Annotated in this window: 17 protein-coding genes; 6 read left to right on the plus strand and 11 right to left on the minus strand. The window is 64.2% G+C overall.

The window, feature by feature from the left end:
• Window positions 1-7: 7 nt before the first annotated feature.
• From EWH12_RS11505 to EWH12_RS11545, 9 genes are all read right to left on the minus strand, one after another.
• Complete coding sequence (locus tag EWH12_RS11505; protein WP_129926660.1) at window positions 8-139, minus strand: DUF2474 family protein; 132 nt, start codon at window positions 137-139, stop codon at window positions 8-10.
• Window positions 120-1118, minus strand: a complete 999-nt coding sequence (gene cydB / locus EWH12_RS11510; protein ID WP_129926661.1) for a cytochrome d ubiquinol oxidase subunit II — start codon at window positions 1116-1118, stop codon at window positions 120-122. The genes EWH12_RS11505 and cydB overlap by 20 nt, the downstream gene beginning before the upstream one ends.
• Complete coding sequence (locus tag EWH12_RS11515) at window positions 1115-2521, minus strand: cytochrome ubiquinol oxidase subunit I (RefSeq protein WP_129926662.1); 1407 nt, start codon at window positions 2519-2521, stop codon at window positions 1115-1117. Before EWH12_RS11515 ends, cydB begins: the two co-directional genes overlap by 4 nt.
• Before the next feature lie 102 nt (window positions 2522-2623).
• Window positions 2624-3253, minus strand: coding sequence for a peroxiredoxin (locus EWH12_RS11520; protein ID WP_129926663.1), 630 nt, complete (start codon window positions 3251-3253; stop codon window positions 2624-2626).
• Between the two features lie 11 nt (window positions 3254-3264).
• Window positions 3265-4053, minus strand: coding sequence for a sulfite exporter TauE/SafE family protein (locus EWH12_RS11525; RefSeq protein ID WP_129926664.1), 789 nt, complete (start codon window positions 4051-4053; stop codon window positions 3265-3267).
• Window positions 4050-5627, minus strand: a complete 1578-nt coding sequence (locus EWH12_RS11530; protein ID WP_129926665.1) for a bifunctional protein tyrosine phosphatase family protein/NAD(P)/FAD-dependent oxidoreductase — start codon at window positions 5625-5627, stop codon at window positions 4050-4052. Before EWH12_RS11530 ends, EWH12_RS11525 begins: the two co-directional genes overlap by 4 nt.
• A 27-nt stretch (window positions 5628-5654) precedes the next feature.
• Entirely contained in the window at window positions 5655-6068 is a 414-nt protein-coding gene (locus tag EWH12_RS11535) for a DUF6691 family protein (protein WP_129926666.1), read from the minus strand.
• Between the two features lies 1 nt (window position 6069).
• Window positions 6070-6507: a YeeE/YedE family protein gene (locus EWH12_RS11540; RefSeq protein ID WP_129926667.1), complete on the minus strand. Its 438-nt coding sequence runs from the start codon at window positions 6505-6507 to the stop codon at window positions 6070-6072.
• Entirely contained in the window at window positions 6507-7421 is a 915-nt protein-coding gene (locus EWH12_RS11545; RefSeq protein ID WP_129926668.1) for an MBL fold metallo-hydrolase, read from the minus strand. Before EWH12_RS11545 ends, EWH12_RS11540 begins: the two co-directional genes overlap by 1 nt.
• 133 nt (window positions 7422-7554) lie before the next feature.
• Between EWH12_RS11545 and EWH12_RS11550 the strand changes: the two genes are divergently transcribed.
• Both EWH12_RS11550 and EWH12_RS11555 read left to right on the plus strand, forming a co-directional pair.
• The gene (locus tag EWH12_RS11550; protein ID WP_129926669.1) at window positions 7555-8130 is read left to right on the plus strand and encodes a peroxiredoxin; all 576 of its coding nucleotides are present in this window, start codon (window positions 7555-7557) and stop codon (window positions 8128-8130) included.
• Complete coding sequence (locus EWH12_RS11555; protein WP_129926670.1) at window positions 8127-8522, plus strand: ArsR/SmtB family transcription factor; 396 nt, start codon at window positions 8127-8129, stop codon at window positions 8520-8522. The genes EWH12_RS11550 and EWH12_RS11555 overlap by 4 nt, the downstream gene beginning before the upstream one ends.
• Here the strand turns inward: EWH12_RS11555 and EWH12_RS11560 are convergent.
• Entirely contained in the window at window positions 8519-9853 is a 1335-nt protein-coding gene (locus tag EWH12_RS11560) for an ATP-binding protein (protein ID WP_129926671.1), read from the minus strand. The two genes, EWH12_RS11555 and EWH12_RS11560, sit on opposite strands and share 4 nt — an antisense overlap.
• Window positions 9850-10509 (minus strand): winged helix-turn-helix domain-containing protein, encoded by a 660-nt coding sequence (locus EWH12_RS11565; RefSeq protein WP_129926672.1) that lies wholly within the window; start codon window positions 10507-10509, stop codon window positions 9850-9852. Before EWH12_RS11565 ends, EWH12_RS11560 begins: the two co-directional genes overlap by 4 nt.
• A gap of 85 nt (window positions 10510-10594) precedes the next feature.
• Here EWH12_RS11565 and EWH12_RS11570 point away from each other — a divergent pair, with 85 nt between their 5' ends.
• From EWH12_RS11570 to EWH12_RS11585, 4 genes are all read left to right on the plus strand, one after another.
• Complete coding sequence (locus EWH12_RS11570; protein ID WP_129926673.1) at window positions 10595-11401, plus strand: TlpA family protein disulfide reductase; 807 nt, start codon at window positions 10595-10597, stop codon at window positions 11399-11401.
• Window positions 11398-12087 carry a DsbA family protein gene (locus EWH12_RS11575; RefSeq protein WP_129926674.1) on the plus strand — a complete coding sequence of 230 codons (690 nt, stop codon included), beginning with the start codon at window positions 11398-11400 and terminating at the stop codon, window positions 12085-12087. Before EWH12_RS11570 ends, EWH12_RS11575 begins: the two co-directional genes overlap by 4 nt.
• A 109-nt stretch (window positions 12088-12196) precedes the next feature.
• Window positions 12197-13120: a LysR family transcriptional regulator gene (locus EWH12_RS11580; protein WP_165363619.1), complete on the plus strand. Its 924-nt coding sequence runs from the start codon at window positions 12197-12199 to the stop codon at window positions 13118-13120.
• Between the two features lie 52 nt (window positions 13121-13172).
• A complete protein-coding gene (locus EWH12_RS11585) occupies window positions 13173-13460 on the plus strand; it encodes a hypothetical protein (protein ID WP_340640833.1) in 288 nt (95 codons plus the stop codon).
• The last annotated feature ends 13 nt before the right edge of the window (window positions 13461-13473 follow it).

The following is a 13473-nucleotide window of genomic DNA, read 5'->3' on the forward strand; positions in this document are numbered from 1 at the left end:
CTTACGCTTACTGTTTGAGCACGAGCCTGATCGCGAACGCGACCGCCGTCAGCACGGTCACGCTGCCGAGCCAGATGGCGACGAACCAGAGCAATTTTCGCCACAGGGGGCCGCGTCTGTCAGTGGTATCCAGTTTCATCGACCTTCCCCCGGAAGACCCAATAGGCCCAGATCGTATAGGCGAGGATGATCGGCACCATGATGCCGGCGCCGATCAGCATGAACACCTGGCTGCGCTCGGGCGCCGCCGCCTCCCAGATCGAAATCCGACCCGGAATCACGTCGGGCCAGATCGAAATGGCGAGACCGATCATCGACAGGCCAAATAGCAGCAATGTCAGGACGAAAGGCGACCAGTCGCGCCCTTTGCCGATCGCGCGCCATGCGAGGAACCCGGTGAGCGCCACGAGAAGCGGCATCTGCGCGCTCGCCAGCACGCCGGGCCATTCGAACCAGCGCTGGTAATATCGTCCTTCGAGAAACGGCGTCCAGGCGCTTATCACGGCGATGGCGACAAGAAGCGCGGGCAGCAAAAACCTTGCCATTGCGCGGGCCTGATCGTGCAGGGCGCCGTGCGTTTTCCAGATCAGCCAGCAAGCGCCGAGCAGCGCGTAGCCGATGACGAGACTGACGCCTGTCGCGATCGAAAAAGGACTGAGCCATTCCCACCAGCCACCAGCATAGGCGCGGCCCTCGACGGTGATGCCCTGCAGAAGCGCGCCGAGCACGATGCCTTGCGCCAGCGTGGCGACGATCGAGCCGGCGCTGAAGGCGAAATCCCAGAAACGACGATGCGCCGGATCGCGCCAGCGGAACTCGAAGGCCACGCCGCGGAAGACGAGCCCGAGCAGCATGGCGATGAGCGGCGCATAGAGGGCAGGCAGGACAATCGCGTAGGCGAGCGGAAAGGCTGCGAGCAATCCGCCGCCGCCCATCACCAGCCAGGTCTCGTTACCATCCCAGACCGGCGCGATGCTGTTCATGGCCATGTCGCGCTCGGCGCCAACCCTGAAACGCGGAAACAGGATGCCGATGCCGAGATCGAACCCGTCCATGACGACATAGGCCGCGACGGCGAAGGCGATAATCCCCGCCCAGACGATGGTGAGATCGATCATACCTCGCCTCCTTCGATCGCAGGTGCGGGCGTGATGCCGGCGGTGCGCACCGGTCCGTGAACCGGCACAGGGTCTTCATGCGGCTCGGGCGGCTTGCCCATGAGCTTCAGAATGTAAAATGTGCCTGCGCCAAACACCGAGAAATACACGATGATGAAGGCGAGCAGCGAGGCCGCGACCGCCGGCGCGTCAAGCGGCGCAGCGGAGTGGGCTGTGCGCAGCAGGCCATAGACTGTCCAGGGTTGGCGGCCGACCTCGGTCGTTACCCATCCTGCGATCACCGCGACAAAGCCGGCGGGTCCCATCAGGATCGCGGCGCGGTGCAGCCAGGGCCAGTCATAGAGCTTCCGCCGGACCCGTGCGGCAAGGCTCCATAGGCCGAGGCCCAGCATCGCAAAGCCAATGCCGACCATGATCCGGAAGGCCCAGAAGACGGTGCCGACCGGGGGCTGCCGGTCTTCCGGCACGGTATCGAGGCCGGCCAGCGGCGCGTTCGGATCATGCTTGAGGATCAGCGATGACGCCATGGGGATTTCGAGCGCATAGTCGACGCGCTTCTCAGCGCTGTTCGGTATGCCGAACAGAATGAGCGGCGCACCATCGGGATGGCTCTGATAATGGCCCTCCATCGCCATCACCTTGGCAGGCTGATGTTCAAGCGTGTTGAGGCCGTGCATGTCGCCTGCGAAAATCTGCACGGGCGCGACCAGCGCCGCCATCCACATCGCCATCGAGAACATCTTGCGCGCGCCCGGATTGGCGCGGTCCCGAAGCAGGTGCCAAGCCCCGACCGCGCCGACGACAAAGGCCGTTGTGAGGTAGGCGGCGATGACGGTGTGAACGAGACGGTAGGGGAAGCTCGGATTGAAGATGATCGCCCACCAGCTCGGGCCGGGCAGGAACTGGCCGTTCGCGCCGATCTCATAGCCGGTCGGCGTCTGCATCCAGCTATTTACCGACAAAATCCAGAAAGCCGAGATGAAGGTGCCCAGCGCGACCATGCAGGTTGCCGCGAAGTGGAGCTTGCGCCCCACCTTGTTTATGCCGAACAGCATGACGCCGAGGAAGCCGGCTTCAAGGAAGAAGGCGGTGAGCACCTCATAGGCCATCAAGGGGCCGATCACCGGCCCGGCCTTGTCCGAGAATACTGACCAGTTGGTGCCGAACTGGTAGGACATGACGATGCCCGAGACCACGCCCATCGCGAAGGCGACGGCGAAGATCTTCAACCAATAGCGAAAGAGGTTCGCGTAGACGCCGCTGCCGGTTTTCAGCCATAAGCCTTCGAGCACCATCAAGTAACTCGCCAGCCCGATCGAAAAAGCCGGGAAGATGAAGTGAAAGCTGACAGTGAAGGCGAACTGCAACCTGGCCAGCATCAGGGCGTCCAACGACTCGAACATCGAAACTGTCTCCTTCGCCTTCCCATGATACGCGATGGGGACGCTTCCCATTAGGCAAAGCGTCCCAGCGGCCCGCGCGGGCTGCGCGCTTGCTAGCGATCGTCAGTCCACGAGGGTGGTGCGCAAATAGGCGCGGTGCGCGGTCCAGCCTTGCGGGAACAGGCCGCGAGCCTCCTCGTCGCTGATCGAGGGCGGGATGATGACTTTCTTTCCCGGCATCCAATCCGCTGGCGTTGCGATACGGCGCGCGTCGCCAAGCTGGAGCGCGTCGATCACGCGCAGGATTTCGTCGAAGTTGCGGCCGACGCTCATCGGGTAGGTCATGGTGAGCCGGATTTTCTTGGCCGGGTCGATGATGAACACCGACCGGACTGCCGCCGTCTCGCTCTGCTCGGGGTGGATCATGTCGAACATGCGCGCGATCGCTAGGTCGGCATCGGCGACAATCGGGAAGCGAAGATCGGTTTTCTGCGTGTCGTTGACGTCGGCGATCCATTTGCGATGTTCGTCGGCCGTATCGGTGGAGAGGCCGAGCGGCTTGGTATTGCGGCTCTCAAAAGCCTGGGCGAGTTGGGCGGTCCGCCCCATCTCGGTCGTGCAGACCGGCGTGAAGTCGGCCGGATGGCTAAAGAAGAACACCCAGCTATCGCCGGCCCATTCATGGAAGCGGATCGGGCCAACCTGGGTGTCGACGGTGAAGTCGGGGGCGGTATCGCCAATATGCAGGGTCATGGTGGTTCCTTTCAGGTGAAGAGGGCTGCGCCGCTGCGCCACAGCATGTAGGCGGCAACGGCGAAGATCAGGGTTGCGAAGACGGTGGTGAGGCGGCCTGTCGTAGCGCCGAGGCGCCGCGCGAGCTGGGTGCCGGCAAAGCTCCCGACCACGCCGCCTGCGATGAACAGCGCGGCGAGCGGCCAGTCGATCAGGCCGGAAAAGGCATAGTTCGCGGCGGTCGTGAGGCCGAATGCGGTCACCGCGACCAGTGATGTGCCGACCGCCAGCAGGATCGGCATGCCGGTGGACGCGACCAGACCCGGCACGATGAGGAAGCCGCCGCCGATGCCGAAAAAGCCGGAGAAGAGCCCCGAGCCCATGCCGTAGCCGATCACTTTGGGGGCTTTTTCCCGATTGCATTCGGCGCCCGGGTCGCCGGGATTGCCGCGTCCTTTCAGCATCAGCGCACCGACCAGCAGCATGACGAGCGCGAACGCGAACAACAGCTTTTCGCCATCGACCATCTTGCCGAGCGTCGAGCCGACGAGTGCGCCGACGATGCCGCCGGCCGCGAACATGCCGCCGCAGCGCCATTTGACGTTATGCGCCCAGGCATGGTTGGCGAGGCCCGTGGCGGCATTGGCGGCCACCGCTAGGGCGCTCGTGCCGATCGCGACATGCGGGCTGTGCACACCGACCAGATAGACCATCAATGGTACCGCGAGGATTGAGCCGCCCCCGCCGACCAGGCCGAGGCTCAAGCCCACCAGTCCGCCCGAGATGAGCCCCAGAACATATTGAACCGGCTCAAGGGTCATTGCGCCATGTCCATCAGGACCGGGCGGGCAAGCCATTCGCGTCCCTTGAGCATGCCGCGCCAATAGATCGGCGGCAGTATACGGTCCTTGAGGAACCAGGCCAGGCGGGTCGGCTCGCGACCGTCGAGCAACCAGTTGGGAAAGCTCGGCAGCAGCTTGCCGCCGTAGCCGAACTCGGCGAGCACGATCTTGCCGCGCTCGACGGTGAGCGGACAGGAACCGTAGCCGTCATAGACGGCCCGCGCCGCCTTGCCGTCGAGTGTGGCGAGGAGATTGACCGCAACGACGGGGGCCTGCTTGCGCGCGGCCGCCGCGGTCTTGGCATTGCTGGTGCCGGCGACGTCGCCCAGCGCGAAAATCTCGGGCCAGCGTGGATGAGCGAGCGTCGCGGGATCGACTGCGACGAAGCCGCTCGCATCAGCCAACGGGCTTTGCGCGATAAAATCAGGAGCCACCTGCGGCGGGACGGCATGAAGCATGTCGAACGGACGCTCGACGATCACCGGCATGTCATCCTGCATCTGCCGGAACCGCGCGCGGCGCGCCGGGCCATCAACCTCGATTAGGGTGGAGCCGAGCGTCAGACCGATGCCGTAGCGCTCGATATAGCGAATCAGCGCGGGCACATAGTCGGCGACCCCGAACAGGACGCCCCCTGCGGTGTGAAACTCGACCGCGATATCCTTGAGTCGACCGGCGGTCTCCCAAGCATGGCATGAGAGATACATCGCCTTTTGCGGTGCGCCGGCGCATTTGATCGGCATGGGCGGCTGGGTGAAGATCGCTTTGCCGCGCGCAAGTCCGCGCACCAAGTCGCGGGTGTAGGGCGCGAGGTCGTAGCGATAATTGGTAGTGACGCCGTTGTCGCCGAGCGTCTCGGCGAGGCCGGGAATCGCGTTCCAGTCGAGCTTGATGCCGGCCGCGACGATCAGTCCGCAATAGGCGATGCGCGAACCGTCGGCCAGTTCGACAGCATGCTCATCGGGGTGGAAGGTGCGCACTTCCTGTCGTAGCCACTCGGCGCCCTTGGGGATCACACTCGCCATCGGACGGCGCGTCGTTTCGGGTTGAAACACGCCAGCTCCAACGAGCGTCCAGCCCGGTTGATAATAGTGCGTTTCGGACGGCTCGATGATAGCGAGAGTGATGCCCGGTCGCCGTTTGAGGATGCTGGCAGCGCAAGCAATGCCAGCGCTTCCGCCGCCGACGATCACGACATCATAGCGCATTGCTTGGCCGTCCAGCGACGTAGCGGCCGTGTGCATGGCCTGGGACCGGGCGCCGGTGCGGCAATAGGCAAGGATGGGGCCCGGAAGCCGATCGAGCGCGGCGCGCATCGCGCGAGCGTCGTCAGGCGCGATGTCGCGGCTCGACACCGGCAGGTGCGCAAAGGCAAGGCCCGCCGCCGCCGCCGCTTTCCCGATCTCGTCCGCGCGGGGTTGGCCAGCCTCTTCATCGTCCGGACGATTGCAGATGATTGCGCGGTATTTGGCCGCCGCCACGGTAGACAAATCCTCCGGGCGAAGCTGTCCTGTGGTCGAAAAGCCCGGTGCAGTGGGAGTGATCTTTTCCATAAGATGCCTTTCAGGAACCGGCCGTGCTCAGCGTTGGCGCGCCCACAGTTTGTGAAGGACCATCCCGCCCGCCATCGCGAGCAGGAACGGAAGAACCGCGAGCGGCGCGAGCCCGAGATTGGCGATCGCCGGGCCGGGACAAATGCCGGTGAGGCCCCAGCCGACGCCAAAGAGCAGCGCGCCGACCACGAGCCGGGCATCGAACTTGCGGGTTTGCGGCACGCAGAAGGCATCGCCCGACAGCGCGCGCGGGACGCGGCGCTGGACTTGCCAGGCAATGGCCATCGGCAGGATCGCGCCGGCCATTACGAAGGCGAGCGTCGGGTCCCAGACGCCGAACAGGTCAAGAAAGCCGGTGACGCGGGAGGGGTCCGCCATGCCGGATAGGGCGAGACCGGCGCCGAACAGCAGACCACCGACAAGCGAGATGAGCGCGCGCATGTCAGAGCATTCCCGCCAGGCGCATGATCGCTACGGTGGCGAAGCCCGCCGCCATGAACAGGCCTGTTGCCACGAGCGAGCGCGGCGACAGGCGCGACACGCCGCAGACGCCGTGCCCGCTGGTGCAACCGCTGCCGAGCCGGGTGCCAAACCCCACCAACAGCCCGCCAATGACCAACAAGCTAATCGAATCCGGAAACGCGATCCGCATCGGCCCTGTCAGCGACATCAGCGCCGCGCCGAGCGGAAGGCCGATGATGAACGTCAGCGCCAGCTTGCGATCAGACCCTTGCTCGCCAATGCCGAGGACGGTCGCGGCCATGCCGCTGACCCCCGCGATCCGACCGAGACCGAGCAGCATGATCGCGCCTGCGATGCCGATCATCACTCCGCCGAGGAATCCCATCAGCGGCGTGGCGTCGGGAAACAGCGTGCCCATCAGACGGCATCCAGCGGAATCTTGAGGTAGCGCGTGCCATTGTCCTCAGGCTCGGGCAGTCTGCCACCGCGCATGTTCACCTGGATCGACGGCAGGATGAGCTTGGGCATGTCGAGCGTGGCGTCACGCGCTTCTCGCATGGCAACGAATGCGTCTTCCTCGGCCCCGTCATGGACGTGGACGTTACCGGCACGCTGGGCGGCAACGGTCGTTTCCCAGGCGAAGCGATCGCGGCCTGGCGCCTTGTAGTCATGACACAGGAACAGGCGCGTTTCGGGAGGAAGGGTCAGCAGCCGTCGGATCGAGCGGAACAGCGTGCGCGCGTCGCCGCCCGGAAAGTCCGCGCGCGCCGTGCCGTAGTCCGGCATGAACAGCGTATCGCCGACAAACGCCGCATCGCCGATCACATAGGCAAGATCGGCCGGTGTATGGCCCGGCACATGCAGCACGGTCGCTTGCAGAGTGCCGATGGTGAACTGGTCGCCGTCTTCGAACAGCCGATCAAACTGCGAGCCGTCGCGCGCGAACTCGGTCCCTTCGTTGAAGATCTTGCCGAAGATCTCCTGCACCTGGAGGATCGCCCGGCCGATGGCGAGCTTTCCTCCAACCTTTCCCTGAATGTAGGGCGCAGCTGAAAGATGGTCGGCATGCGCGTGCGTCTCGAGCAGCCATTCGACCGCAAGTTCGTGCTCGCGAACATAAGCGACGATCGCATCGGCTGAAGCGAACGAGGTCCTTCCCGCCGCCGCGTTATAGTCAAGCACGCTGTCGATGATGGCCGCTGCCCGAGTCTCGGGATCATGCACCACATAGCTGGCGGTGAAGGTGGGTTCGTCGAAAAACGCCTTGACCTGCGGCACGCCGTGGGACGCTTCGGCAATTTGAGCCGCTGCTTTTTGAACTGTCTCGTCCATGATTACAGCCTTTCGGTTTCATGATTTAACATGTATGTAATCGTGTAAGTAAGTTGCGTCAATGCGCAGGCAGTGAGAGACAGGTTTGATGACGAGCGAGGTTTCACCGAGCGGCCCGAGCCGCTCATTGCGCATGGGCGACACCGCCCCGGACTTCGAAGCGAGGACCACCAGAGGGATGGTGCGGTTTTCCTCCTATCGCGGACGCTGGATCGTCTTCTTTTCCCATCCGGCCGACTTCACGCCTGTCTGCACCACAGAGTTTGTGGGGCTGGCGAAGGCGCAGGATCGATTCGAGGCAATGGACTGCGCGCTGCTGGGACTGTCGGTCGATAGCCTCTATGCCCACGCCGCCTGGGCCAAGGCGATCCGGGAGCAGTTCGATGTCGAGATCGGCTTTCCGATCGTCGAGGACCCGTCGATGGCGATCGCGCGCGCCTATGGAATGCTGGACGAGACCGCTCAGGACAGTTCGGCGGTGCGCGCGGCTTATTTCATCGACCCCGAGGGCGTCATTCAGGCGATAACGCATTATCCCATGTCCGTCGGGCGATCGGTCGACGAGATGGTCCGGATGGTCGCTGCGCTTCAGGCTGCCGCGTCGGGCGACCGGCTGGCACCGGAGGGATGGCGCCCGGGCGAACCGATGCTGCTGCCCCCTTCGAGCGACGCCGAGGGCGATGACTGGTTTTGCCGGCCCGCGCCATGACCGAGTTATGGGAGAGCCGTTCGCAGGCCGATATGGCCACGGAGAAGCTGAAGGCGTTCGCCCAGCCGCAGCGTCTCATGGTGCTATCGTTGCTGCTGTCGCGCGGCGAGCAATCGGTGTCGGCGATCGACGAGGCGACCGGCATCGGCCAACCCGCGCTCAGCCAGCAACTGGGGGAATTGCGCAAGTCGGGCATGGTTTCGACGCGGCGGCAGGCCAAGCAGGTCTATTATAGTCTCGCCGACGATGCGACCGAGCTGTGCGTGCGCAGCATCGAGGCGGTGTTCGGCTCCGGCGATCCGGCTTTGGTCGCACCCGGATCGGGCGTCGTAAGTGATCGCGCCAAGCCCATGAACGGCGCCGCCGCCTTCGCGCGCATTATCGGCCGCTAGATCGACCGATCGTCCCGAAAATCAAACCGGATCGCCGCGATTAAGCCACCCGAGGGCCGTTCGCGCAGATCGAGACGCGCGCCGCAATTCTCCGCCGCAGCCTCGACGATCGAAAGTCCCAGGCCGCTCCCGCCATTCTGCACACCGGCGCCGCGCTCAAAGCGGCGGCGAAGTCGTTCCTGGTCCTGCGGCGCGATGCCCGGCCCGCGATCCATCACCAGAATCTCCATTGCCGTGTCGTTCGTCTCGCACGCAATGACGACCTCGCCCCCTGGACCTCCGTGACAGAGGGCATTCTCGACAAGGTTTCCGAGCGACTGGCGCAGGGCTTCGGGCGACATCGGCACCTCGGCTCCCGCACATGACGGCGCCGCGACGATCCGCGTGCCGCACGCCATCGCGGCCGCGCGATAGTCATCGATCACCTCGGCCAGCACGGAGTCGAGGCTGGTCAATGAAACCTCTGGATCGCGCGCTCGTCCCTCTTCGCCTGCTAGGCTGAGAAGCTGGCGCACCATGCGACTGGTGCGATCCACCGACCGCGTAATCTGCTCCAGCGCATGTTCACGCATGGTCCGGTCCGAGGCGCGCCGGGCGACTTCCGCTTGCGTCTTGAGTCCGGCCAGGGGCGTCTGCATCTCATGCGCGGCGTTGGCGACGAAATCGCGCTCGGCGCGGCGGGCGGCCTCAAGCCGGCGTAGCAGGCCGTTCATTTCCTGCACGACGGGCCGCAATTCGCTGGGGCCGACGGTTTCATCCAGCGGCGCAAGGCTACTGGGCGAGCGTGCCGCGATAGACCGGGCAAGGGAATCGAGAGGACGGAGCCCGCGCTGCACGCCGAGCCAAAGGAGGACGCCAAGCCCGGCCAAACCCACTAGCGCCGGCAACAGCAGACCGATCATCATGTCCGTCACGAGCCTCTGGCGCACGCTCACATTGTCGCCCACCATCACTCGTAGGCCGCGCTTTGCATCAACATGGGTGTAAACGCGCCATTGCTGGCCCTCGATCTGCCGCTCGGAAAATCCGGGGTGCCCTTGCGCGAGCGCGCGGTCCGGCGCACCGGCGGACTGGCCGATCAGCGCGCCATCCATTGACCAGATCTGACACGAGAGCTGGCGCGTATAGGATGTGGGAGCGACCCGACGCGGCTCATCCACCATCGGTATATCCAGCGCCGCGACCATGCGCGCGGCCTCGATCAAACGTCCATCGAGGACGCGTTGCACCTCCGCCCGCGTCGACAGAGCGGTCCATGTAGCCGCGCCTGCCCAGACGATCATGGTGATCGCCGCGACCAGCGTGAACAAGCGGAGGCGCAGCGACATCATTGGCGGGCGATCCGATAGCCTTCGCCGCGAACGGTCTCGATACGTTCGCGACCGAGTTTGGCGCGCAACTTGTGGATATGAACCTCTACCGCGTTGCTCTCCACCTCTTCCTGCCAACCGTAAATGCGATCCTCCAGTTGGCCGCGCGAGAGCACATGCCCAGGTCGGCTCGCGAGCGCATGCAGGATCGCATATTCCCGCCGCGACAGCGCCACCTCTTCTCCGTCGATGGCGACAGTGCGGCAGGCTTCGTCGATCGTCAGGCTGCCCACGCTGATCTCGCTTTCAGCACGCCCGCTCGATCGCCGCAGCAAAGCCCGCAAGCGCGCCGATAGCTCGCCAAGATCGAAAGGCTTACCGAGATAATCGTCCGCCCCGCCATCGAGCCCGTCGATGCGGTCTCTGATGAGGTTGCGAGCGGTCAAGAGGAGGATCGGCGTCTTCGCGCCGCCGCGCCGCCACTCCGTCAGAAGTTCGAGGCCCGAGCCGTCGGGCAAACCGATATCGAGGACGATCGCCGCATGATCCTGTGTCGCTGCGGCCGCGCGCGCGTCGGCGCAGCTCGACACGCTGTCCACCTCGAACCCTTCGAGGCCGAGCCCGGCGGCAAGGCCATCGCGCAGGATTTCGTCGTCTTCGATGACCAATATTCGCATACTGCCGTCCTCACCGCCCGACCTTATCCCAGCCTTAAGCGTGACCCTAAGCCTGCCTTAAGGTTGGCTGCACACGACATCCAGCATGGAAGGCGTGCTGCAACTGGGTCCGCTCATGATCGCGACCGACCGCATGATCGCGGTCGCGCTGCTTTGGGCATTCCTCAGCGTCGGCGCATTCATCGCCGCACGAACCGAAAGCCGGGCCGGGCGTGTTGCCTGGATCGCGGCTGCGATCGGCATTGTAGCAGCGCGCATCGGTTATGTCGCCGAGAACGCCCCTGCCTTCGCGATCGAGCCCTGGACCGCGCTCGCACTATGGCAGGGCGGTTTCTCGCTGTGGCCCGGCGTCCTCGCAACCGTCGTAGTGATTGTTATGATGCTCGGCCGTCAGCGCGCAACCGTTGGTCTGGTTGCGTCTCTGGCCGTGCTGGTTTCCGCGCAGGTTGCCGTAACCGCGCTGATGGCTCCGCAGCCGCGACCATTGCCGAGCGGCCCGATCCTGGCTGACATGGCGCAGCGCCCCATCCCGATTGAGGGCCTGCGCGGACAGCCCTTTGTCGTCAATCTATGGGCGACCTGGTGCCCGCCCTGCCGACGCGAAATGCCGATGATGATCGACGTGGCCGCCGGCTCGGACATTCCCATTCTCCTCGTCAACCAGGGCGAGGATGTGAGCCGGGTGCGCGACTATCTCGTGCGGGAGGGCTTGGCGGATACCTCGATCCGGCTCGATCCGCTCGGCGCTCTGGGTGAGGCGATTGGCACGCGGGCGATGCCCACAACTCTGTTCATCGACGCTGAGGGGCGCATCCGGCGCACTCACACCGGCGAGATATCCCGTGCAGCCCTGCTGGCAGCGCTTCGAGACCTTGAGAGGATGACGTCATGAAAAAGAAGATGTCGATCGCAGCCGTGCTGGTTGTGGCGCTCATTCTGGCCGGCTTGCTCGCGATGCGCGGCGGCGACGGTGCTGATGCGCGGGCGCAGTCGATCGCGGAAGCCGGCGATACAACCCCTTCCGCTGAGGCGCTGCGCATCCGCCAGGAGGTTCAGAATGATCCCGTTGCCCCGACGATCGCACCCGAGGGTTACGACGTCACTATCGTCTTCTTCACCGACTATCAGTGCCCTTATTGCCGCAAGATGCACCCCGTGCTCGATGCGCTGATGCGAGAGGACAACAAGGTTCGGCTCGTCTATCGCGACTGGCCGATCTTCGGCGCCGCCAGCACCGAGGCGGCTCGCGCGGCGATCGCCGCGCAGTATCAGGGCAAGCACGCGGAGTTCAATGCTGCCCTGATGCAATCGCAAGGCCGGCTGTCATCCCAGAGCATCCGGGCCGCGGCGGATCGCGCTGGTGTGAATTGGAACCGGCTTCAGATCGATCTGGATCGACATAGCTCCGAGATTGATCAGGCGCTCGGCCGCACAAGCCGCTTCGCGGCGATGGCGGGACTTTCCGGCACGCCCGGCTTGATGGTGGGGCCATATCTGCTGCCGGGTGCCGTTGATCTGGCAACCCTTCGGCAAGCGATTGCCGTTGCGCGGAGCGAAGCCGGGAGCGGCGATCAATGAGCGCTCGCTGGTCTCCGATCAGTTGGTGCAACCAAGTCATAGGCAACGCACGCTAGGTTTGGTTCTCGTTGAGCCGCAGTGAAGACGATGCGGGAGTAGATGATAGATCGTGCCCTTCAACATTCGACAACTCCGTTACGCTATTGCGGCCGCAGATCACGGCAGTTTCTATCGGGCTGCGCGGGCGCTGGATGTCGAGCAATCCACGCTTAGTAGAGCAATCCTGAAACTCGAACGCTCTATAGGTATGCCAATCTTTGAGCGGTCGCGAGCGGGGGTGACGATGACGTTGGCGGGCGTCGCCTTCATTCGCGGCGCAAAGCCGATGGTGGCAACTGCGGATCGTATGGTGGCGATGATGCGCGCAGCGGGTCAAGGCCACGCAGGGGGGCTGGTGCTTGGACACAACAATTCAGTTTCTGCAGGCAATCTGCGCGCTACTCTTATGAGTTGGCATGACGCGCATCCTGACGTCGAGGTAGATTGCGTCGAGGCGGATCGCAGCGTTCTCCTCGCCGGACTCGATAGGGGCGAGATCGACATTGCGATCTTAATGGGATCACCCGAACACAACGGGTTCCGCTGCGAGCCGCTATGGAGCGAACGGATGCTTGTCGCTCTGCCGGCGCTGCACAAGTATTCGGAATGGGACGTGGTTCACTGGACCGACCTTCGGAGCGAACACTTTCTTCTGCCAGCCGCCGACCCCGGACCGGAAATCCGAGACATGCTGCTCGGCAGGCTGGCGATAGCGGGCGGCAAGCTGGACATACGAATGTCCCGGGCGAGTCGCGAAACCGTCCTCAGCATTCTAGGCGGCAGCTCAGGCGTGAGCATCGTTTGCGAGGGATCGACCGGAGCGATCTATCCCGATGTCGTCTATCGGCCGATACACGGCGAACAAGGACCGGCGCTAACCGGATATTCGGGTTGCTGGCGCGACGACAACGGCAATCCCGCGCTGCGCCGCTTTCTTGGATTCATTAAGGCGCGCTATGCGCTGTCTTTTGATTTCTCGCAGAGGTTCCAGTAATCTAGGTAGTTAGTTCTTGGAGTTGATCGCCATGTCGCAAGGCAAGACTATCATGATCGTGCTCGTCACTCTGGTCATTGGCTTCACGGGCGGATTCGTGTTGCGGCCGGTGATTTCGCCCATCCAGCCAGCCGATACGGTTGCTGCCGCTTCGCCAGCCCCTGCGGCGCCTGCCGAGGCGCGTGACACGCAGTATTTTGTCGCTCACATCGACGAAGCGCGTCAGGTGGTGGCGGGGTGCCGTGATGGCTCGGTGCGGGGCGGCGAATGCGCCACCGCCGACGAAGCGATTATAAAGGTCGATGCTGCAGAGCGCCGGAGAAAGTTCTTAGGGAACTGACGCGAGCGCGTCG

Source organism: Sphingobium cupriresistens, from assembly GCF_004152865.1.
Taxonomy (GTDB): domain Bacteria; phylum Pseudomonadota; class Alphaproteobacteria; order Sphingomonadales; family Sphingomonadaceae; genus Sphingobium; species Sphingobium cupriresistens.